The sequence below is a fragment of the Nakamurella sp. GG22 genome, from assembly GCF_052976845.2.
Genome location: NZ_JBRIIO020000019.1, coordinates 15,444 through 37,424 on the forward strand (window position 1 = coordinate 15,444; position 21,981 = coordinate 37,424).

Annotated in this window: 19 protein-coding genes; 4 read left to right on the forward strand and 15 right to left on the reverse strand. The window is 70.7% G+C overall.

Features of this window, described 5'->3' with window-relative positions; all coding sequences use genetic code 11:
- Window positions 1-8 precede the first annotated feature (8 nt).
- Window positions 9-842 carry a nucleotidyltransferase domain-containing protein gene (locus tag ACVBEQ_RS18375; RefSeq protein ID WP_447154745.1) on the forward strand — a complete coding sequence of 278 codons (834 nt, stop codon included), beginning with the start codon at window positions 9-11 and terminating at the stop codon, window positions 840-842.
- A gap of 22 nt (window positions 843-864) precedes the next feature.
- Here the strand turns inward: ACVBEQ_RS18375 and ACVBEQ_RS18380 are convergent, their stop codons facing one another.
- A complete protein-coding gene (locus ACVBEQ_RS18380) occupies window positions 865-1,413 on the reverse strand; it encodes a GNAT family N-acetyltransferase (RefSeq protein ID WP_447154746.1) in 549 nt (182 codons plus the stop codon).
- Between the two features lie 346 nt (window positions 1,414-1,759).
- Between ACVBEQ_RS18380 and ACVBEQ_RS18385 the strand changes: the two genes are divergently transcribed.
- Window positions 1,760-2,224, forward strand: coding sequence for a peptidase (locus ACVBEQ_RS18385; RefSeq protein WP_447154747.1), 465 nt, complete (start codon window positions 1,760-1,762; stop codon window positions 2,222-2,224).
- Window positions 2,225-2,230: 6 nt separating this feature from the next.
- Here the strand turns inward: ACVBEQ_RS18385 and ACVBEQ_RS18390 are convergent, their stop codons facing one another.
- The 14 genes from ACVBEQ_RS18390 to mraZ form a co-directional block, all read right to left on the reverse strand.
- A complete protein-coding gene (locus tag ACVBEQ_RS18390; RefSeq protein ID WP_447154748.1) occupies window positions 2,231-2,575 on the reverse strand; it encodes a hypothetical protein in 345 nt (114 codons plus the stop codon).
- A 32-nt stretch (window positions 2,576-2,607) separates the two neighbouring features.
- Window positions 2,608-2,973, reverse strand: a complete 366-nt coding sequence (locus ACVBEQ_RS18395; protein ID WP_447154749.1) for a VOC family protein — start codon at window positions 2,971-2,973, stop codon at window positions 2,608-2,610.
- A 278-nt stretch (window positions 2,974-3,251) separates the two neighbouring features.
- Window positions 3,252-4,136 carry a cell division protein FtsQ/DivIB gene (locus ACVBEQ_RS18400; RefSeq protein WP_447154750.1) on the reverse strand — a complete coding sequence of 295 codons (885 nt, stop codon included), beginning with the start codon at window positions 4,134-4,136 and terminating at the stop codon, window positions 3,252-3,254.
- Window positions 4,137-4,172: 36 nt separating this feature from the next.
- Window positions 4,173-5,525, reverse strand: a complete 1,353-nt coding sequence (gene murC, locus ACVBEQ_RS18405; protein ID WP_447154825.1) for a UDP-N-acetylmuramate--L-alanine ligase — start codon at window positions 5,523-5,525, stop codon at window positions 4,173-4,175.
- A gap of 77 nt (window positions 5,526-5,602) precedes the next feature.
- A complete protein-coding gene (gene murG, locus ACVBEQ_RS18410; RefSeq protein WP_447154751.1) occupies window positions 5,603-6,709 on the reverse strand; it encodes an undecaprenyldiphospho-muramoylpentapeptide beta-N-acetylglucosaminyltransferase in 1,107 nt (368 codons plus the stop codon).
- Window positions 6,694-8,409, reverse strand: a complete 1,716-nt coding sequence (gene ftsW / locus ACVBEQ_RS18415) for a putative lipid II flippase FtsW (protein ID WP_447154752.1) — start codon at window positions 8,407-8,409, stop codon at window positions 6,694-6,696. The genes murG and ftsW overlap by 16 nt, the downstream gene beginning before the upstream one ends.
- Before the next feature lie 221 nt (window positions 8,410-8,630).
- The gene (gene murD / locus ACVBEQ_RS18420) at window positions 8,631-10,049 is read right to left on the reverse strand and encodes a UDP-N-acetylmuramoyl-L-alanine--D-glutamate ligase (RefSeq protein ID WP_447154826.1); all 1,419 of its coding nucleotides are present in this window, start codon (window positions 10,047-10,049) and stop codon (window positions 8,631-8,633) included.
- A gap of 61 nt (window positions 10,050-10,110) precedes the next feature.
- Window positions 10,111-11,202, reverse strand: a complete 1,092-nt coding sequence (gene mraY, locus ACVBEQ_RS18425) for a phospho-N-acetylmuramoyl-pentapeptide-transferase (RefSeq protein WP_447154753.1) — start codon at window positions 11,200-11,202, stop codon at window positions 10,111-10,113.
- Window positions 11,199-12,749: a UDP-N-acetylmuramoyl-tripeptide--D-alanyl-D-alanine ligase gene (locus tag ACVBEQ_RS18430; RefSeq protein WP_447154754.1), complete on the reverse strand. Its 1,551-nt coding sequence runs from the start codon at window positions 12,747-12,749 to the stop codon at window positions 11,199-11,201. Before ACVBEQ_RS18430 ends, mraY begins: the two co-directional genes overlap by 4 nt.
- Window positions 12,746-14,425 (reverse strand): UDP-N-acetylmuramoyl-L-alanyl-D-glutamate--2,6-diaminopimelate ligase, encoded by a 1,680-nt coding sequence (locus ACVBEQ_RS18435; protein WP_447154755.1) that lies wholly within the window; start codon window positions 14,423-14,425, stop codon window positions 12,746-12,748. The genes ACVBEQ_RS18430 and ACVBEQ_RS18435 overlap by 4 nt, the downstream gene beginning before the upstream one ends.
- A gap of 19 nt (window positions 14,426-14,444) precedes the next feature.
- Entirely contained in the window at window positions 14,445-16,229 is a 1,785-nt protein-coding gene (locus ACVBEQ_RS18440) for a peptidoglycan D,D-transpeptidase FtsI family protein (RefSeq protein WP_447154756.1), read from the reverse strand.
- A 317-nt stretch (window positions 16,230-16,546) separates the two neighbouring features.
- Window positions 16,547-17,251, reverse strand: a complete 705-nt coding sequence (gene ftsL, locus ACVBEQ_RS18445; RefSeq protein WP_447154757.1) for a cell division protein FtsL — start codon at window positions 17,249-17,251, stop codon at window positions 16,547-16,549.
- Complete coding sequence (rsmH, locus tag ACVBEQ_RS18450) at window positions 17,248-18,294, reverse strand: 16S rRNA (cytosine(1402)-N(4))-methyltransferase RsmH (RefSeq protein ID WP_447154758.1); 1,047 nt, start codon at window positions 18,292-18,294, stop codon at window positions 17,248-17,250. The genes ftsL and rsmH overlap by 4 nt, the downstream gene beginning before the upstream one ends.
- Before the next feature lie 262 nt (window positions 18,295-18,556).
- Window positions 18,557-18,991 (reverse strand): division/cell wall cluster transcriptional repressor MraZ, encoded by a 435-nt coding sequence (mraZ, locus tag ACVBEQ_RS18455; RefSeq protein ID WP_447154759.1) that lies wholly within the window; start codon window positions 18,989-18,991, stop codon window positions 18,557-18,559.
- A 594-nt stretch (window positions 18,992-19,585) separates the two neighbouring features.
- Here mraZ and ACVBEQ_RS18460 point away from each other — a divergent pair.
- Window positions 19,586-20,629, forward strand: a complete 1,044-nt coding sequence (locus ACVBEQ_RS18460) for an AAA family ATPase (protein WP_447154760.1) — start codon at window positions 19,586-19,588, stop codon at window positions 20,627-20,629.
- On the forward strand, window positions 20,622-21,971 hold the full coding sequence (locus tag ACVBEQ_RS18465; RefSeq protein ID WP_447154761.1) for a DUF58 domain-containing protein: 1,350 nt from the start codon (window positions 20,622-20,624) through the stop codon (window positions 21,969-21,971). Before ACVBEQ_RS18460 ends, ACVBEQ_RS18465 begins: the two co-directional genes overlap by 8 nt.
- Window positions 21,972-21,981: the final 10 nt, after the last annotated feature.

Consider the following 21,981-nt stretch of genomic DNA (forward strand, 5'->3'; position numbering starts at 1 on the left):
CCGCGACAATGCCATGTGTGACGGCGGATCTGGGGTTGAGCGCAATGGCGCGCAGGCTCACCGCTGTCAGCGGCGTCATCGGGGTCGTCCTGGGTGGAAGTCGGGCCCGCGGGGAGCACACCGCCGAATCCGATGTCGATCTCGGGGTGTACTACCGGCCGGCGCTGGACGTCGCGGCGTTGCAGGCACTGGCCGTCGATGTGTCGGGTCCGGACGCGTCCGTGACGGAACCCGGGGCATGGGGCCCGTGGGTGGACGGCGGCGGCTGGTTGACCGTGGACGGGGTCGCGGTGGACTGGATCTATCGCGACCTGGACCGGGTCGCTGCCTGCTGGGCGGACGCCGAGGAGGGCCGGTACGGATCCCACCAACAGATCGGCCACCCCTTCGGCGTTGCGTCATTCTCATATCCCGGCGAACTGGCGCTGGGCATCGTCCTGGCCGATCCGACCGGGGAGTTGACGGAAGTGCAGCGATCGGTGCGGCACTATCCCGCGGCACTGGGGAATGCGCTCGTCACGGACTGCCTGTGGGAATCGTCATTCCTGATCGGACTCGCGCGTAAGGGCGTCGGAAGGGAAGACACCGCTTACATTTCCGGATGCCTGTTCAGGGTGGTGATGCTGTGCGCCCACGCATTGCACGCGCGGGACCGTCGCTGGCTGATCAACGAGAAGGGTGCTGTCACAGCCGCGGCGGCCCTTCCGTCAGCTCCCCACGGGTTCGGCTCTCGCGCGCACGCTCTGCTGGCGGTCCTCGGACGCCGCCCTGCGGAGCTGTCCGCCGCGATCGATGCGGCCGACCGGCTGGTTGGAGATGTCCAGATCGTTTGTGACGCTTGACTAGTCATGTCGCACAAACCCGCTATCGGGGGTCGGTGGCCAGCACGGCCATGACGTCCGCGTCGATCCACCGGCCCTCCCAGCGGAGTGCCTGACGGAGCGTTCCCTCGCGGATGAATCCAACCTTCTCGTAGACCCGTCTGGCCCTCGGATTGAAGGAATAGACCTCCAATTCGACGCGGTGAATCCCGAGGGAGAAGACATGATCGAGAATCAGCCGGGTGGCGTCGGTGCCGAACCCGCGGCCGGCCACCGAGGTGCGCAGGGCGATCCGGAAACCGCATGAGAGGTTGTCCGGGTCGAGTTCGGTGATGGCGAGTTCGCCGAGGAACGAGCCGGTGTCGAGATCGAGGACCGCATAGTCGAGTCGGTCGTCATGATCGGCTCGGGTCCTGCAGTACTGCTCGATCTGCTCCCTGCTGAACACCGTGTGGGTACCGGTGAGCCGGATCATGTCCGGATCGGTCAGCCCGACCATCACGTCGTCCACGTCCTGCGGCCCGAGTGGGCGAAGCAGTACCCGCTGCCCGGTCAGGATCGGCTTCTGGGAAAAGGTGACCGCAGGTGTCATTCGGTCAGTATCGCGGTGGGCGTTTCGATCCTCCCTGAAGGTGGAGGAAACCGTCGGTAGCTGCCTCTTCAGGTGACCTCCGGCACGTCCCACCGAATTGTTACAAGGCCGCCGACACCGAGGAGTGCTGCAGAGTTCCCCGTTCGGTGCTCCTGGAAACACGGCGGTGACAAGCCTGTGACATGCGAAAACGCTTAGCACTCAGGGGGCCTTGTGTGCTAACACGCATGTGATTCACCATGACGGATCACCGCCCCCGCAACGGAGGTTGAAAGCCATGAGACATGCCGATGAACATTCGGTCGAAGTTTCGCCATTTCATGCCGAAGGGCTTTTGAGCGGGTTTATGGTGTCGGGACGGTGGCCGGCCAGCACCGTCGAGTGGGCGCGTTTCCTGCTGCTCGCGGTTCGGGTTGCGAGCGTGCCCGGCATGCTGCCGACGAGCACCATCTTCCGCGTCCGCGAGGAACTCCCCGACGACCCGGCACCGGGCACCGTCGGTGTGGTGATCGCCGAGGGACCCGTTGTCGGCGACAACGCCGTGTTGCCGGGCCAGTTCGCCGATCATCAACCGCCCGGGCTGATCGTGCTGCACCCGCCCACGGAGATCCGGCCCACCCTCCCGGAATCCGACGAGGTCGCCTCCGGCTGTGTCCTGCTACCCGGATTACCGCATCTCGGCCTCGACCACCGCGCGGCATGGGTGGAGGCCGACCGCGAGGGCAACATCACCAGCATGGTCAGCCGCGCCGGCATCAACCCCTTCGATGACGCCGACACCGCGGTGCTGGCACTGTTCCTCGCGGCCTGACGTTCCTCAGCTCAGCAGTCCGGGGCCGCCCCGGGTGGACCGGCGGTGCCAGCAGGAACTGTGCCAATGACGCCTGCTGTCCATGGCCGAATGCAGCCAGGACAGATCGTCTGCGGGCCAGACCACCAGATGCGGAGTGCCGACCCCGATCTCCTGCTGGCATCCCGGGCAGCGGTAGGCCTTCCGCGCCGCCGCGCCCGTCACCGCCGTCACCAGGAAGTCGCCGTCCCGGGTGTGCTGGGTCTGCCGTCCCCAGAGCGGCGCAGGAGCGTCCTTCGGCTTGGAGTCGCCGCCGCGCGCCCGATAGTCCGACGTCGCTCTGCGCAGCGATTTGGGAGGGCGGCGGGGCATCCCCGACGGTATCCCGGGCGATCAGGCCGGGGTCAGTCGGTCTGGATGATGGACAACACGTTGCCTGCCGGGTCCTTGAACCAGGCGATCAACGGGCCGCCCTGCCGGTTGATCCCCTTCGCGTCCACCCAGTCGTACTTCTCGAAGCTGACACCGTGCGCGGTGAGCTCGTCGACGGTGGCCTCCACGTCCTCGACCTCGAAGTTCAGGACCGTGAACGTCGCCGGTTCGTGGTCGGACTTCGGGTACAGCACTGTGACGTGGTCGCCCGGGGTGTGCAGCATGAGCATCCCGTTTTCCTCGGTGACCTCGACGCCCAGGGTGTCGGCGTAGAACCTCCTGGCGGCCGGGATGTCGTCGACGGAGTAACCGCTGAACGCCTTCTTGTTCTCCAGCATGGGTGTTCCTTCCTCTTCGGTTCTTCAGGAGGTGGACCTGCTGCGCCGTGGGAACTCACCGGCAGACGGTTTCTCCCTGGTGCGTGCAGCTTCGACTGGTCGGGCCACCCACTCAGCAAGGGGGGCCACCCGCCGGCGGGACCACGTCCGGCCGGCGGGGCGGCCGGCGGCGTGCCCCGGACAATCCACTGCCACACCAGCAGGGCAAAACGCCCCCCACAGCGACGATTTCCCTGCACAAACGACACTCGACCCGAGGGGGCCGGGCGCCAACCCGGTCAGCGCACCGTCACCAGAGTGGGGTCGGTGACGTCGTACTGCGTGCCCTGCTGCGCGGCCAGCAGTGCCGGGAGGATCTGCATCTTCTGCGCGGACGCGTCGGGGGCGCCCCAGATGACCTTGCGGCCGTCGGTCAGGTCGATCTCCACGTCGAACGGGGTGCGTGCCGAGATCGCCGCCACCGTTGCGCGGAACTCCGGGGTGAGCGCCGACGCGACAGCGAGCGCCGCAGCGGTGGACGGGTCCCCCGCTCCGGGCGCGACGAGCTGCACCGTCACCAGGCCGGGCGGGGCGGCGCCCACCGCGAGGTAGGGATCGCCGGTCGAGTCGAGCAGCCAGAGCCGCCCGTTGGCCGCGGTGACCGCCACCGGGACCCGCGGCGCCACAACGATGTTCAACGTGTCCGGCCAGCCCCGTGAGACCTCGACCTCCGCGACCTCCGGAACCGACTCGACGCTCGCGGCCACGGCATCGAGATCGATGCGGGCGAGTGCTGTTCCGTCGGGGGCGGGCGTGACAGCCCGGACCTTCGCGGCGACGGCGTCGGGTGCCCCGGTGATGGTCACCGTCTTGAGGCCGAGCAGCGGGCTGAAGAACACCGCATAAACAGCGCCGCAGATCAGCACGAGCACCAGGCTGAGGGCGACGATCCACGGCCAGCGGCGCGGGGTGTCGCGCCGCTGCCGGCCGGGCCGGCGATCGGCGGCGTCGGGCTCGCCATCGGATCCGTCGGAAGCCTCGGATCCGTCGGGAGCGTCAGAACCGTCAGAAGCATCGGACTTTCCGCCGAGGTGGAGCTTGCGGCGCCAGCGCTGCAACCTGGATTCATCGGCGGCGGGGAGCGGGTCGCGGCCGGCGCGACGGCCGGTGGTGGCGGTGCTCATCCCGACCCCACCGGACATCCGCGGGACTTGCGCGTCTCACCCATCACGAGCCTCCAACAGCGTCAACAACTCCGGGCCGATGGTGGTGACGTCACCGGCGCCCATGGTGATCACGACGTCGCCCGGCTGCAGCACGCCGGCCACGTACTCGGCGGCCGACGCGCGGTCCGGGTGGTAGAGCACCGCAGCGGCGCCGGCGGGCACGGCGTCGGCGATCAACTGACCGCTGATGCCCGGCTTCGGATCCTCCCGGGCCCCGTAGACGTCGAGCAGCACCACCAGATCCGCGGCTCCGAGAGCGACCCCGAACGCGTCGGAGAAGGTCGCCGTCCGGGAGTACAGATGAGGCTGGAAGACGATCACCAGCCGTCCGGCCCCGGACGTCGACAGCTCACCGAGAACGCTGCGGGCTGCGGTGATCTGGGCCGCCACCTCGGTGGGGTGATGCGCGTAGTCGTCGTACACGGTGATCCCGGCGGCGCTGCCCTTGCGCTCGAAGCGGCGCCGGACGCCGGTGTACCCGGCCAGGCCGTCGGCCAGCGCCTGCGGCGCGATGCCCAGTTCGACACCGGTCGCCAACGCCGCGATGGCGTTGAGCAGCATGTGATTTCCGGGTACCGAGAGCCGCAGCTCCACCTCCCGCCCGTCGGCCAGTCGAACCACGGCGGCACCGGACGCCTCGACCTCCAGCAGCCGGACGCTCGCCGACTCGGTGCGGCCGTAACTGATCAGCCGGCGCAACCGTGTCCGCTGCAGCAGCGCCGCGGTGCCGGGGTCGTCCGCGCAAGCCACCAGGAAGCCGCCCGGTTCGATGCGGTCGACGAACTGGTCGAACACCGCCGTGTAGGCCTCGGCCGTGCCGTGGTGGTCGAGGTGGTCCGGTTCGAGGTTCGTGATCACCGCGCCGTGCGGGGCGAAGGAAAGAAAGGAACCGTCGGATTCGTCAGCCTCGGCCACGAAGATGTCGCCGGTGCCGTGGTGGGCGCCGAGCCCGGATCCGGTGAGTTCACCGCCGATCGCGAAGGACGGGTCAGCCCCCGCCAGTTGCAGGGCGACCGTCAGCATCGAGGTGGTGGAGGTCTTGCCGTGGGTGCCGGCGATGCACACGCCGCGGTAGCCGTTCATCAAGGCGGCCAGCGCATCCGCCCGCCGGACCACCGGGATCCCGGCCTCGCGGGCCGCCACCAGTTCCGGGTTGTCGATGCGCACCGCTGTGGACACGACGACCGCGGTCGGCCCGCCCGGCAGCAACCGCAGATTCGCCGGGTCGTGCCCCACCGCGGTCAGTACACCGCGGTCTGCGAGCCCGGTGAGAACAGCGGAGTCGCGGGAGTCCGAGCCGGAGACGGCGAATCCGCGGTCGGCGAGGATCCGTGCGATGCCGCTCATCCCGGCACCACCGACACCGACGAGATGCGCGCGTTCGAGCGAGAAGCCCTCCGCGGTGACCGGAGTCGTCGCGACGATCACGGCCGCCCCGCACCGGCGACCGCGTCCAGCACCATCCGGGCGACCACCTCGTCGGCGCGTTGCGCGGCGGTGACGGCGGCCGACGCCGTCATCCCGTCACGCATGATGCCGTCGATCACCAGCGAAACCACCTTGGTGGCCACCGCTTTCCGGTCCAAGTCGCCGTCGTCGATGATGATCGCGGCCCCGCTGGCCACCTGCGCGGAGGCGTTGAGCCGCTGTTCGCCGTTGCCGTGCGGCAGCGGGACGTACACGGCGGGCAGGCCGACCGCAGCGATCTCGGCCACCGTCATCGCCCCGGACCGGGCGAGCACCAGGTCCGCCGCGGCGTAGGCCAGGTCCATCCGATCCAGGTACGGCACCGCGACGTACGGCGGTGCGCCGGCAGGTAATTCCGGCAGTTCGAGAGTGTTGCGTTTGCCGTACGCGTGCAGCACACCGACGCCAACCTGTGCCAGATCAGGTGCCGCCGCGGCGACCGCGTCGTTGATCCGCTGCGCACCCTGCGAACCGCCGAAGACCAACAGCGTCGGGGCGTCGGGATGCAGGCCGAAGAACTCCCTGGCCTCCGCCCGCAAGCCTGCACGGTCGAGCTCGGAGAGGCTGCGCCGCACAGGGTTTCCCACGACCCGGGCGTTCTTCAGGCCGGTCCCGTCGACCGCTGCCGCGACCGACACCGCAAACCTCGCGCCGACCTTGTTGGCCAGTCCCGCGGAGGCGTTCGCCTCGTGGATCACGATCGGCACCCTGCCGCGGGCCGCTAGATAGGCCGGCAACGCCACGTAACCGCCGAAGCCCACGACGACGTCGACGGCGCGCTCGGTGATGATCGCCCTGGTGGCCTTGATGGCCGCGTTCAGGCGCGTCGGGAGGGTCAGCAGATCCTTCGACGGCTTACGGGGCAGCGGCACCGCGGGCACCAGCTCGAGGTCGTATCCGCGGGCCGGCACGAGGGTGGTCTCCAGTCCGCGCTCGGTGCCGAGCGCGGTGATCCGGATCGTCGGGTCGATGACGACGAGCGCGTCGGCCACCGCCAGCGCCGGTTCGACATGGCCGGCGGTGCCGCCGCCGGCGAGCAGCACACTGGTCACGCGCCGAACCACCGACCGCGTCGACGAGGATCGTCGGTGCTCCTGGTTCCGTTGGATCCGGGCTGAGCAGGGCGCGGTGGGTTGCCCCGCCGCGGGTCTGCGCCGCGGCCGGCCGGAGTACTGCCGGAACGTGGTTGCTGCGAGCGGCGCGGATCGCCCGACGCCGCGCGACGCGGATCACCGGACGAAGCCCGACGCGGATCACCGGACGAAGCCCGACGCGGGTCACCGGACGAAGCCCGACGCGGGTCAGCGGAGGCAGCACGACGTGGGTCGACCGGAGGCGCGGGCCGCCGGGCAGCCGGCTGCCCGGAGCGGGCCGGGGACTGAGCCGAGCGGGAAGCACCCGAGCGGGAAGCACCCGGACCGGAAGCCCCCGAGCGGGAAGCAGCCGGGCCGGGAGCAGCCGAGCGGGCCGGGGCCGAGCCGGCAGGCGGCAACCACCGGGTCGACCCAGCCGCCGGGCGTGGCCGTCCCGAGCCGGACGCCTGCTGCGGAGCCGGCGCGGTGGCGGGCCGGGACGTCGTTCCGCGTCGCCGACGGCGGATCACGGGCTTGCGCTCCGTCCCGTCCCCGTGGTGAACACCCAGGAAGCGGGCGATTCGGCCGCCACCACCCGCCTGCAGTGCGGCAGCGGCCTGCGGTTCGCGGCGCGCGAAGTTGGCCAGCAGCCCGAAGACCACCATGGTGATCAACAGCGACGTGCCGCCGGCGGAGATCATCGGCAGCGGGATCCCGGTGACCGGCAGCAACCCGACGACGTAGCCGATGTTGATGGCCGCCTGCCCGACCAGCCACACGGTCGAGGCCGAGGCGACGTTCTTGACGAACGGGTCGACGTTGCGGCGGGCGATCCGCAGCCCGGTGTAGGCGAGCACCGCGAACAACAGCAGCACGATGCCCGCGCCGATGAGCCCGAGTTCCTCGCCGACGATGGCGAAGATGAAGTCCGATTCGGCGTTGGGCAGATAGCTCCACTTGGCCCGGGACTGGCCCAGTCCGACGCCGAACCAGCCGCCGTTGCCCATCCCGTAGAGGCTCTGCAGCAGCTGGTACGAGACGTCTGGATGCTCCTCCGGGTTGATGAACGAGAGCAGCCTGGCGAGCCGGTACTCCGCAGAGATCGCCAGGTAGAAGAAGCCGGCGACCCCGGCGGCGGCAAGGCCGGCGAACGTCCACCAGGGCGCACCGGCGAAGAACAGCACGGCCATGAACACGATGGTCAGGGCGACGGTGGTGCCGAGGTCGGGCTGCAGCATGATCAGCCCTGCCATCAGCACGAACACCGGCAGCACCGGGATCAGCAACGCCTTGGGCGAACCGAGCGTCGACCGCCGCGCCGCCAGCACATGGGCCACCCACAGCAGCAGCGCGAGCTTGGCGATCTCGCTGGGCTGGAACTGGAATCCGGCGATCCGGATCCAGCTCTTGGCGCCGTTGATCGGTGCGGCGGTCGCCACCACGAGGACCAGCAGGGCCAGCGAGACGATCACCGCGGCCGTCGATGTCGAGCGCAGCCAGCGGACCGGGACGAACTGGGTGGCGCAGAAGCAGATCAGACCCAGGGCGGCGTACGTCGCCTGGTTGGCGAAGACGGAGAACGACGAGCCGCCCTGCCGGAACGCGGACACCGACGACGAGGACAGCACCATGAGCAGCCCGAAACCGAGCATCAGCGCGAACAGCGCGAGCACCAGATGCAGCGACGTCATCGGCCGGTCGAGCCAGTCGACGGTCAGTTTCCGGCCGGACTGGAAGGCCCGGCCGATTCGGCCGGGTTCGCGGCGCGGCTTGGCACCCTTCGCGGTGCGGCCCGACCGCCCCGCCGGCGAAGATCCGGCACGCGGCGATCCCGGGGCCGGCGATCCTGCCGGCGTCGATCCTGGTGGCGTCGATCCTTCTGGAGTCGAGCGGGACGGCGGTGACGTCACGCTCACGAGCCGGCTCCGGCCGCCGCAGCACCCGGCTGCATCGTCAACGCCCGGGCGGCCTCGGCGAACGCCGTGCCGCGGGCGGCGTACGAGCTGTACATATCGAGCGATGCCGCCGCCGGCGCCAGCAGGACGACGTCACCCGGGGCGGCCATTCGCGCGGCCGCACGAACCACTGTGCGCATGACCTCATCGTCCTTGCCGGGCACGAGCAGAGCAGGGACATCGGGCGCGTGTCGGGAAAGTGCGGCGGCGATGATCGGGGCGTCCACACCGAGCATCACCACCCCCGCCAACCGCCCCGCGATCCGGCGCACCAGGTCGTCGACGGCCGCACCCTTGAGCTGGCCGCCGGCGATCCACACCACCCTCGGATAGGCCTGCAGCGAGGCGAGCGCGGCGTGCGGATTGGTGGCCTTCGAATCGTCGTAGTACGCAACACCCGCGTGCTCGGCGACCAGCACATTGCGGTGCCCGCCGGGTTCGAACGCGCGGACCCCGGTGGCACCGACGGAGAGCGCCAGGCCGGCGGCGGCAAGCGCGTTGGTGACGTTGTGCTCGCCCGCCGGTCGGACGTCGGCGACCGGCATGATCACGTCCTGGCCGAAGGTGTTGTCGACCAACATCGACTGCCGGACGCCGAGCGAACCCGGGAACGGCCGGCCGCTCATGATCGGGACGACCAGACCGGCGGGTGATGCGGACAGCAGCGCCGCCGCACCCGGATCGTCGATCACCCCGAGCGCCACCCGGCCGGTCAGCGCGCGCGCCTTCGCGGCCGAGTACGCCTCCATCGAGCCGTGCCAGTCGAGGTGGTCCTCGGCCACGTTGAGCACCACCCCGGCGGCGGGGCGGATGCCGGGCGCCCAGTGCAGCTGGAAGCTGGACAGTTCCACCGCGATCAGGTCCTGCCGCCGCACGCCGTCGGCGGACCCATGGCCGCCGTCGACCGGCGGGCCCGAGCCGGCCAGCACCGCCTCCAGCACGGGCCAGCCGATGTTCCCGCTGGCCGTCACATGGAAGCCGGCCGCCCGGAGGATCGACTCGAGCATGCCGGTCGTCGTGGTCTTGCCGTTGGTCCCGGTGACCACCAGCCAGTCCCTCGGTGCGCCACCGGCCTGGTCCAGCCGCCAGGCGAGCTCGACTTCGCCGATGACCTCGATGCCGGCGGCCACGGCCGCGGCGAGCAGGGGGTTCGTCGGGGGGATCCCGGCCGAGGTCACCACCATGGCCGTGTTCGGCGGCGGCGCCTGCAGGTCGCCGGCGAAGGAGACGTCACCGGCGATCGCGGCCAGCTCGGCAGGCGCCGGACGATTCGAGGTGACGACGACCGAGGCTCCGGTGCCGGCCAGGAAACGGATCACCGGCAGCCCCGTCACCCCGGCGCCGGCGGCCACCACCAGGTCGCCGGGACCGGGCAGCCGCGCCGCGGCGGACCTGGTCGCGGACGGCCTGTTCAGCGAAGAGCCCCGGGCCACCCGCTCAGCCACCGGTGAGGGACAGCCAGTCGGCGTAGAACAGCCCGAGCCCCAACGCCGCCGACATCGCCGCGAGCAGCCAGAACCGCACCATCACAGTGGTTTCCGCCCAGCCGGACAGCTCGAAGTGATGGTGGAACGGGGCCATCTTGAACACCCGGACATGCCTGGTCTTGAAGACGGCGATCTGGATGACGACGGACAGCATCTCGACCACGAACAACCCGGCGATGACGACCAGCAGCAGCTCGGTCTTGGTCAGGATGGAGAGTCCCGCGATCAGCCCGCCGAGGGCCAGCGAGCCGGTGTCGCCCATCATGATCCGGGCGGGATGCGCGTTCCACCAGAGGAACCCGATGCAGCCGCCGAGCGCCGCGGCGGCGACCACCGCGAGGTCCAGCGGGTCGCGGACGTCGTAACAACCGGCCTGCGCTGCGTCGCTGAGCACCGTCCAGCAGGCGTTGCGGAACTGGAAGAACCCGATCGTCACGTACGTGCCGAGCACCATCACCGACGAACCCGCCGCGAGACCGTCGAGGCCGTCGGTGAAGTTCACCGCATTCGACCAGGCCGCCACCAACAGCCAGGCGAGGATGACGAACCCGACCGCACCGATCGACAGGAACGCCAGGTCGCGGGTGTACGACAGCGATGTCGAGGCCGGGGTGAGTCCGTCCGAGTTGCGGAAGAACAGCGCGCCGATGCCGAAGGACAGTGCGACGAAGGTCTGGCCGAGGAACTTCATCCGCTTGTTCAGGCCGAGGTTGCGCTGCTTGCGGATCTTGATGAAGTCGTCGAGGAATCCGACCAGGCCCATCCCGGTGGTCAGGTAGAGCAGCAGCAGGGCGGACGCGGTCGGGCCGCCGCCGCCGGTGATCCACTCGATACCGATCGCCACCAGGTAGCCGACCCACATCGCGACGATGATCGCGGCGCCGCCCATGGTCGGGGTGCCGCGCTTCTTCTTGTGGTGCTGCGGGCCGTCCTCGCGGATCTCCTGGCCGAAGCCCTGCTTGGAGAACACCCGGATCAGGTAGGGGGTGAACAGGATGGACACCGCGAGCGCGACGAGCGCCGCAACCAGGATCGTCTTCACCGGGCGTCCCCGGTGGTCACCGCTGCAGCGGCCGACGGGTCAGCGGCCGACGGGTCAGCGGTGCCGAGGTCGGCGATCAGCTGCAGCGCGACCCGCTCCAGACCGGCGGACCGGGACGCCTTGACCAGCACCACATCTCCCGCCGTCAGTTCCTGTTCGAGAATCGCGACCGCGTCGGTGACGTCGGTGACCAGCTCCGATTCGCCACCCCACGAGCCCTCCAGGTGGGCGCCGAGGTGCAGTGCACGCGCCCCGGTGCGGCCGCCGACGGCGGCGCCGGTCGCACCACCCGGACCCTGCACGACGATCAGCCGCTCGATGCCGAGTCTGACCACCAGCCGGCCGATCTCGTCGTGCGCGGAGTTGGTGTCCGACCCCAGTTCGGCCATCTCGCCCAGCACGGCCCAGGACCGCCGGCCCCGGCCGATCGTCGACAGCGAGCGCAGGGCGGCCTTCATGGAGTGCGGGTTCGCGTTGTAGGCGTCGTTGATCAGGGTGATGCCGCCGGCCAGTTCGGTGACCTCCATGCGCCACCGCGACGAGGCCCGTGCGGAACTCAGCGCCTCCGCGATCCGGTCGAGCGGCATCCCGACCGCACGGCCGACGGCGGCGGCGGTCAGCGCGTTGCCCACCTGGTGGGCGCCGACGACGCCGAGCTTCACGGGGGCACTGCCCTCGGGGGTCACCAGGGTGAAGGTGGCGTGGTCGGCGTCGTCCTGACCGACGTCGGCGGCGCGGACCGTGGCGCTGTCCGCGCGCCCGACCGTGACCACCTCCGCGGCGGTCTGCGCGGCCATCGCCGCCACCCGGGGGTCGTCGGCGTTCAGGATGGCGACGCCGCCGCCGCTCGCAGGCGGCAGGGCTTGCGGCAGTTCGGACTTCGCGGCGGCGATGGCGTCGACGGAGCCGAACTCACCGATGTGCGCGGACCCCACATTGAGCACGGCACCGATCCGCGGCGGCGCGACCCGGGCCAGCATCGCGACGTGCCCGGGGCCACGGGCGGACAGTTCGAGCACCAGGAACCTTGTCCGCTCGTCGGCGCGTAGCGCGGTGTACGGGTGGCCGAGTTCGTTGTTGAAGGACTCCGGCGGCGCGACCACCTGGGACGGGTCGTCGACCGCGGCCCGCAGCACGGCGGCGATCAGATCCTTCGTCGAAGTCTTGCCGGACGAGCCGGTCACCCCGATCACCTCGAGGCCGTGGTCCCGGACGAGGGCGGTGACCGAGGCGTGCGCGAGGGCGGCGAGCGCATCCAGCACCGACGTGTTCGGGTCGCCCTCCGGGTTCGGCTCAACCCTGAGCAGCGGCAAGTCGCTGCCGGGATCGATCGGTGCGCTGCCCAGGACCGCGACAGCACCGGCTGCGGCAGCCGCGGCAGCGAAGGTGTGGCCGTCCGACTTCTCCCCCACCAACGCCACGAACAGTGCGCCCGGAGTGACGCGGCGGGTGTCGAACTCGACCGATCGCACCACGACATCCGCACCGTTCGCCGGCGCTGGGATGCCGACTGCGGCCGCGACCTCGGCCAGGGTCATCGCGATCACGGGCGGATCCGGGGTGGTGCGGCTGGCTCGGTCACGGACAGGACGGTAGTCGGCCTGCCGGACTCGGCGGGTACGGACACTGTCCGGTCCATCCCGTCTGCCCGTTCAGTGAGTGCGGCCAGCAACTCGTCGCGATCGGAGAACGGCTGCACCACCCCACCGACGTCCTGGCCGAGTTCGTGGCCCTTCCCGGCGATGACGACGGCGTCGCCGGTGCCGGCGGCCTGCACGGCGGCCCTGATCGCCGCTCGGCGGTCGCCGATCTCCAGGATCTCGGCACGGCCACTCGCAGCCCGCGCACCGGCAAGCAGCTGCGCGCGAATCTCGGCCGGCGGCTCGGACCGCGGGTTGTCGTCGGTGACGATCAGCACGTCGGCCCGGGTGGCGGACTCCGCTCCCATCAGGGGGCGCTTGCCGGTGTCCCGGTCACCGCCGGCGCCGACCACCACGATCAGCCGACCGGTCAGGTCCGTGCTGATCGCATCGAGCACTGCGGCCAGCGCGGCGGGCTTGTGGGCGTAGTCGACGACGGCGAGGAAGTCCTGGCCGGCGTCGACCCGCTGCATCCGGCCGGGCACGACGACGCCGGCGATGGCGTCGGCGGCCTGCTGGACGTCGCGCCCGAGCGCATCGACACAGCCGATCGCCACCGCGGCGTTCGCCACGTTGAAGGCGCCGGGGATCGCCAGGTCGAGGGTCACCGTGCGACCCGCGGGGCCGTTGAGGGTCACGTGCTGGATCCCGGTCGTCGAAACCTCCACCCCGGTCACGCTCCAGTCGGCGGTCGGGTCGCTGACGCTGACCGTCAGCGCGTCCGGGTGATCCGCTGCAAGCCTTGCGCCCCATGAGGTGTCGATATCGATGACGTGACGGCGCGCCCTGCCGTCGAACAACAGGCGCTTCGCGGCGAAGTAGTCCTCCATGTCCGTATGGAAGTCGAGGTGGTCCTGGCTGAGGTTGGTGAACGCGCCGACCGCGAACTCGGTGCCGCTGACCCGGCCCAGCGCCAGGGCGTGCGAGGACACCTCCATCGCCACGACGCTGACACCGCGTTCCAGCATCACCGCGAACAGCGCCTGCAGGTCGGGTGCCTCGGGGGTGGTGAGCGCGCTCGGCGCCACCTGACCGTCGATCCTGGTCTGCACGGTGCCGATCAGGCCGGTCCGTGATCCGTCCGCGGCGAGCGCCGCCTCGAGCAGGTAGCAGGTGGTCGTCTTGCCCGCGGTGCCGGTGATCCCGACCACGGCGAGGTCGGTGCTCGGGTCGCCGTAGAGCACCTTGGCGATCCGACCGAGCAGTCGCCTCGGCGACTCGGTGACCAGCACCGGCACCTGGACCGGGTCGCCCTTCTCGGCCAGCGCATCGAGCGCGTTGCGGCCGTCCTCGTCGGTCAGCACGGCGGCCGCACCGGCGGCGATGGCGTCGGGCGCGAAGGTGGAACCGTGGAATCGGCTTCCGGCCAGCGCCGCGAACAGGTCACCCGGTCGGACGTCCTGCGCACGCAGGGTGATGCCGCTGAGCCGGGCGTCGAGCAGTTCCCGATGGGTCGACCCGGTCGGCGGTGCACCCGGATCGGCCCAGTGGGTCCGTGCGCCGACGAGGTCGGCGATCTCCGTCACGGTCGCCCCGACGGATGCTCCCGGACGCAGGGACAACGGCGGAGCGGAAGGGGGCACGGGCGGCAAGGGTACCCGCTCAGGACACGTAGAGGTCGTACAGCGGCGGTGCGGTGGCCGACGGCGGGACGTCCGCCGCACGCATCGCATAGGCGGCGATGTCGTGGAACAGCGGCGCGCAACTGGTCGTTCCGGCCGGTGAATCGCCCTTCGGGTCGTCCAGCATGATCGCCACCGCGTACTTCGGATTGTCCGCCGGGACGACTCCGGCGAAGGTCGAGGTGATCGCGGTCTGCGAGTAGTCGTTGGTCTCCGGGTCCACCTTCTGGGCGGTGCCCGTCTTGCCGGCGACCTGGTAGCCGGTGATGGCCGCGGCCGGGGCGGTGCCGCGGTGGTTGGTGTCGCCGTCCTGGATGGTGCCGCGCAGCATGTCCAGCAGCGTGCGGGAGGTCTTCTCGCTCATCACCTGGGTGGTCGCGCCCGGCGGCGTCGCGGTCGTCTCGCCGTTGACGGTGGTGCTGGCGACGATGGTCGGCTGGATCCGGACCCCGTCGTTGGCGATCGCCTGGTACATGCCCGCCAGTTGCAGCAGGGAGATGGACACCCCCTGCCCGATCGGCAGGTTGCCGAACGTGCTCACCGACCAGGTCGACGGGGCCGGGAACCGGCCGGAGGTCTCGGCGGGCAGTTGGATGCCCGTCTTCACGCCCTGACCGAACTTCTTGGCCATGTCGACAAACGAGTCCTGGCCGACCTTCTGGGCGATCATCAGGGTGCCGACGTTGGACGACTTCGCCAGGATGCCGGTGGCCGTCATGTTGATCGGCCCGTGGTCCCAGGCGTCGTGCACAGTGACGTCACCGACATCGATGGACCCGTTGACGTCCAGCACCGTGGTCGGCGTGATCAGCCCCTTCTCCAGCGCGGCCGCGAAGGTGACTACCTTGTTCACCGAGCCCGGCTCGATGGAGTCGGTGACGGCCCGGTTGCCGGTCTGCTTCGCGGTCTGCCCGGGCTCGTAACAGGCCATCGCCGGGATCTGCGCATCGGACACCTGCATGACGACGACGCAGCCGGACTTCGCCTGCGAGTTCTCGACGGCCTTGGTCAGCATGTTCAGGGTCGTGTACTGCAGGTCCGAGTCGATGGTCAGTTGGATGTCCATGCCGTTGGTCGCGGGCTGCTCGTCGCGCTGACTGCCGGGAATGATGACGTGCCTGGCGTCGACGTCCACCGTGCGTTCGCCGTCCTTGCCGGCCAGCCGGGTGTCGAACTTGGCCTCGACCCCTGACAACCCGTTGCCGTCGTAGTCGGTGCCGCCGACGATGGCCGCGGAGGCGGAGCCGTCCGGGTACTGGCGCAGGTCCTGGCGTTCGGTGACAACCGCTTCCAGATGGTCCTTGTCGAACAACTTGCGGATCTTGGTCATCACCGCGTCGGCCTGCGCGGGCATCAGATTGCGGGCCAGGTAGACGTAGCTCTTGGCGGTGGTGAGCTTGCTCATCACCTCGTCGACGGTCAGCCCCGCGCCGACATCCTTGACCAGGATCGCCGCGACCGCCCTGCGCTGGGCGTCGTCGGTGAACAGAGCCGGCCGGGCCGCGATGGCGCGCCCCTCGACGGTGAACGCTAGCGCCGTGCCGTTGCGGTCGGTGATCGAACCGCGCTCCGAGAGCAGGCTGATGGTGCGGGTTCGCTGCTTCTCGCTCGCCTTGGCGTAATCGCCGGAGTCGATCGCCTGGATGAGGACGAGCTTGCCGCCGGCGAAGGCGAGCATCGCCAGCATCACTGCCAGCGCCAGCCGGCTGCGCCGGCGCGGGTTGGCGACGGACGCCTTGCCGGTGCTGAGCCGGCGGCCGCGCACGGAACCCTTCTGCTTGGCGGCCGGACGGGGAACCGGCCGGACCGGCCGCTGGGTTCCGGTGGGTGCGGCCGGGCGTGGTGCGCGCGGCGGCGGTGCCGTCCGGGGCGACGCCGGTCCGGGCGAGCGACCGGTGGATGCGGGACGGCCGGCGGATGCGGACCGCCCGGTGGACGCGGCACGACCGGCGGATGCGGACCTGCCGGTGCCGGAGGCTCTGCCGGCGGCGGGAGCTCTGCCGGTGCCGGTCGGGCGACCGGTGGCGGCACCCGCCGACCGGCGCGACGTATCACGCGGATCCTGCGGTGACCCTGACCGGTTCAACGCTGCCCTCCCTGGGCCGCTGCGGGCGCGCCCGACGTGGGTGCTGCGGTGGTGGGCGCTGCGTTGGTGGGCGCCGCGGTGGTGGGTGCGGCGGCGTTCGGTGCGGCGGCGTTCGGTGTCGCGTCGGTCGGTGCGGGGGTCGCTTGAGCCGCATTCGAGGCCGCGGCGGTCGGCGCCGCTGCGGGCGCCGGACTGGGCGGTGGCGGCGGGCCGGGAACCTGCGAGGGCTCGCCGACCACCGAGCCGGCACCGGCCTCGTTGACCATCAGCATCGCCGAGTCCCCGGCCGGCACCATGCCGAGTTTTGCGGCGGCGTCGGCGATCCGCGGCGTTGCGTCGAGCAGGGCGACATCCCTTTGCAGGGCCTCGATCTCGAGCCTCAGATCGGAGGTGGCGGTCTTCGCGGTGGACGTCCGCATGCCTGCCTCGTCGGTCATCGTGTTCAGGTACAGCACTCCTGCGATACCGGCGCCGAGCAGCGCGATCAGCATGACGACGAACGGCGCCCGGTTCAGCGCGGAGGTGACCGGCTTGCCGGGCGTGACCAGCCGCGAGGCGGTGATCTTGGACGTCCGGCGCTGGCGGCGTTCGTACGCGCGCCTGGACGACGCGGTGGTCGCCGCGGAGCGCCCGGTCGCAGCCTTCCCGCCACTGGCGGTCCGGTCCCCGGATCCGGCCGTCTTCTGCTCTGTGGTGGTCACGATGTTGCCTCCCTGATGCGCTGCGCTGCCCGGAGCCGCGCGGACGCGGCCCTGGGGTTTGCCTGGATCTCGTTCCGGTCGGGGAGTTCGGCGCCCCTGGTCAGCCAGCTGAATTCCGGGTCGTGGCCCGGCAGGTCGACGGGCAGGTCGAGCGGTGACGTCGAAACCGTCAGCGGTGCGATGGCGCGCTTGACGATGCGGTCCTCGAGCGACTGGTAGGACATCACCACGATCCGGCCTGCCAGCGAAAGGTGTTGCAGTGCAACAGGTATCGCCCGGCGCAGCGCGCCCAGCTCGTCGTTGACCTCTATCCGCAGCGCCTGGAACGTGCGCTTGGCGGGGTTGCCGCCGGTGCGCCGGGTGGCTGCGGGGATGGCGCCGCGGACCAGTTCGACCAGTCGGGCACTGGTGGTGAACGGCTGCCTTGCGCGCTCGGCGACCAGCACCTTGGAGATGCGGCCGGCGAAGCGTTCGTCGCCGTACTCGCGCAGGATCCTGGTGAGTTCCGCGCCGGGGTACGTGTTGAGCACGTCCGCCGCGGTGATGCCGGTGGTCGGGTCCATCCGCATGTCGAGCGGCGCATCGTGCGCGTAGGCGAACCCGCGGTCGGATTCGTCGAGTTGCACCGATGACACACCCAAGTCGAAAAGAATGGCCTGCACCCGGCCGGACCCGACCCGTTCGGTGATCACCTCGCCGATCCGGTCGTACACGGCGTGTACCAGTTCCACCCTGTCGGTCAGCCCGGCGTCGGCGAGCCGGTCCTGCGCGATCCGGAGTGCGTACGGGTCACGGTCGATCCCGATCACCCGGAGCCTCGGATGCGCCGAGAGCAGCGCGAGGGTGTGCCCGCCCATCCCGAGGGTGGCGTCGATCAGCACGACATCGCTTGCGCCGGATGAGGTTGCCGCTTCGATGGCCGGCGCGAGAAGCTCGTCCACCCGGCGAACCAGGACGGGGACGTGACCGTCCGGCGTGCCCGGGACCGGTGCGCCGGGGCTGTCGCCGGCGTCCTGGTTCCCCTCGGACGGACTGCCACCCATCGGCGCCTTCCTCTCTCGGTGCGATGCCCCGGCGGAACCGGTGTGCTGGTGGTGGGTGGCTGGCTGGTTCTGTCTTTCCCGGGTGTGCCCGGTGGCTCCTGATTCCTGGTCCCCACCCGCTTCGGTCCTGGCACGGGGGAAGTCGTGTCAGGGCCGGCGGTCCTGGCACGGGGGAAGTCGTGTCAGGGCCGTTGCGGGTGTGGGCCGGGCGGCAGGAACCCTCATGCGCGGGGCGCAGGTGCGGGCTGTCGCGGCACGGCGGTCAGCTGTCGAGAAGCCCCCTCTCGGGCGCGGCGTAGGCCGCCTCCTGGCGTGCCTCGTACGCCTGCCACTCGGCGGCGTCCCAGATCTCCATCCGCAGGCCGATGCCGGTGATCACCAGGTCCTTGGAGAGCCGCGCGTACTCGCGCATCCGCGCCGGGATGGAGATCCGGCCCTGCGCGTCGGGGCGCTGCTCGTCGGTGTTCGCCAGCATGTAGCGCTGGAAACCACGGGCCTTCTCGTCGGTGATCGACGCCTCGATGGCGTTGGCCGCGAACTTCTCGAAGCCCTCGTGGGTGAACACGAACAGGCAGTGATCCTGGCCGCGGACCAGCATGGCGCCGGTGGCGAATTCATCGCGGTAGCGCGCCGGAAGGGTGACGCGGCCCTTGTCGTCCATCCGCGGGGTGTAGGTGCCGTAGAAGCCGCTGAGCATCCCCACACCTCCGTCCCGGTGACACTGCCGCTGCCGTGGCCGGCCCCCGACTCCGCTCGGTCGAAAGGACCTGACGGGCACCTGGATCGGCCTCTCCCAAGTCGCTCCACCTTAACCCACTTTCTGCCACTTCCGGCCACCAAGTCCCCCAACAGATGGGGGTGTCGGCGAGTTTTTGCACGTCAGGGTGGTGGAGCACCGTGGGGCGTCACGGCCCGCGCGGATTCGGACATCCGTGCCCACCGGGCCATCTGACCCGCCCCGAACTTCACGGCGGCCGCTTTCGAACGGTGTCCACGCAGGTCGGCGCCTTCGAGCAGCCGAGACCGGCCCTCGTGTCGGCCGTCAGGCATCGCACGGTGGGGCGATGTGGGGGCCGTGTAGAGGCCAGACCTTCGAGCGACGGCAGAACCGGACGCCGTCACCGATCGTGACGATCCACCCGCGTCCCGTCTCCCCGGGTCCGTCCGGTGAGGCCGCGGGCGAAGACCATCGGCTCACAACTTCACCCTGTTGCGCGGACAGGCACTGGCAGACTGTCAAGAGGCGTCTGCGGTCACGGGGACGCGGCACGTCCGTCGGGAGGAAGTAACGGTGGCACAGCGCGTGGACCTGGAACGTACGGATGGGCCAGGTGCCGGCGCGCCAGAATTGTCCGGTGTCGGTGCCGCGTCCACTCGGCCGGCACAACCAGACCTCGCCGAGGTGCAGCGGGTCGGCGGACAGATCGCCGCGGCGATCTCCGGAATCGTGCTCGGCAAGCCGGAGGTCGTCCGGCTGGCGATCATCGCGGTGCTGGCCGAGGGCCACCTGCTCATCGAGGACGTCCCCGGAACGGGTAAGACGGTGCTGGCCAAGTCGCTGGCCCGGACGGTCGATTCCACCGTCAGCCGCGTGCAGTTCACCCCGGACCTGATGCCCAGTGACGTGACCGGGGTCAGCATCTACGACCGGCAGTCGTCGCAGTTCGAGTTCCGGCCCGGCCCGATCTTCGCCAACATCGTCGTCGCGGACGAGATCAACAGGGCGTCGCCGAAGACCCAGTCCGCACTGCTGGAATGTATGGAGGAACGGCAGGTCACCGTCGACGGCACCAGCTACCAGCTGGCGCGGCCGTTCCTGGTGCTCGCCACCCAGAACCCGGTCGAGATGGAGGGCACCTACCCGCTCCCCGAGGCGCAGCGCGACCGGTTCCTCGCCCGGCTCTCCATCGGATATCCCGATCGCAACGCCGAGATCAGCATGCTGGCCGACCGGGACCGCACCGATCCGCTGACCGCGCTGGGGCCGGTCACCGACGCGGCCACCGTCTCGCGGCTGATCGATGCGGTGATGGGTGTGCACCTCGCTCCCCCGCTGCGGCAGTACATCGTCGAGATCGTCGGGGCCACCCGTGCCCTGCCGGAGGTCCGGCTCGGCGCTTCACCGCGGGCGGTGCTGCACCTGGCCCGGGCCGCCAAGGCGGCCGCCGCCCTGGACGGACGGCCGTTCGTCGTGCCCGATGACGTCCAGCGGCTGGCCGTACCCGTGCTGGCGCACCGCCTGCTGCTGACCGTCGAGGCGCACGCCGCGCACCGCTCGGCGGAAGAGATCGTGAATGTCCTGCTGAGCCGGATCCGGGTGCCCCGGGGTGGCTGACCAGCGTCCCGGCGGCGCGGTGTCCGCGCCGGGATCCCCGCGGCCGAGGTCACGGTCGTCGTGGCGCGCGATCGGCACCACTCGCCGTATCGGCACCCGCGGGCTCACGACGCGGGGCCGCTGCCTGCTGGCCGGCGGGGTGGCCGCCGCCGCGTGTGCGGTCATCCTCGACGAGCGGGACCTGCTGCGGATCGGCCTGTTCGCCATCGCGCTGCCGCTGATCGCGACGATCGCCGGGACCCTGCGCCGCATCCGGCTGACCGCCGCGCACCTCGTCTCGCCGTCCCGGCTGGACCCCGGGACCACCGGGCAGGTCGTGCTGTCTGTCACCAACGCCGGTTCGGCACGAACGTCGACGCTGGAGATCTCGGAACCTCCGACGGTCGATCTGGCCACCGGTGTCAGATGCCTGGTGCCTCCGTTGCGCCCGGCGCACGCCGCGCAGACCGACTACCCGATCTACGCGGCGCGGCGGGGGCGGTTCCTGCTCGGCCCGCCGTCGGTTCGCGTCGGGGATCCGTTCGGCCTGTGGGAGGACCACCGCACGCTCCCCGTCCGTACCGAGGTGCTGGTGGTGCCGAGCGTCGTCGATCTGACCGGGATGCCGACGAGCTCCGGAACCCGTTCCGCAGCGGCCGATCGGGCCGCGACCGGGGCCAGCGGCGGTGATCCCGACGTAGGCATCCGCAACTATCGCAGCGGCGACGACATCCGCACGATTCACTGGCGCGCGTCGGCACGGCACGACGAGCTGATGGTCCGGCTCGAGGAGCCGGTGTCGCACGGCGGCGCGGTCGTGATGCTCGATCACCGGGCGCGGGCACATGCCGGCGAAGGAGTGCGATCCAGCCTCGAGACCGCTGTCTCGCTCGCCGCGTCGATCAGCCAGCATCTGCTGGCGGCCGAACACCAGATGCGGCTGACCACTCACGCGGGCACCGTGCTGGCCGACGGCCGGGACATCCAGGATGACGTGCTGGCGGCGCTGGCTGTGCTGGAACCGGATCGGCACGGATCGCTGTCTCCACAGTCGGTCGCCGGATCGGGACTGATCATCGCCGTGCTGGGCGCCCTGGACCTGCCCTCGGCGAAGTTGCTGGTCGCCGCCCGCCGGCGCGGCACCAACGGGATTGCCTTCGTGCTCGACGTCCGGGAATGGGATCCGCACGCTCCGGGCGGCGACCCGGCCGCCGTCGCGTTGCTGAGATCCGCGGGCTGGCGCGTCGTCACGGTCGGATCGGGCGAAGGGTTGGCGACGGTGTGGAGTAGGGCCTGCGCCGGGTCTCCCGGCTATCTACGGTCGGTCGGCCGGCCGAACCTCACTGTTCCGGTGCGGATCTGAGGGAGCGCCG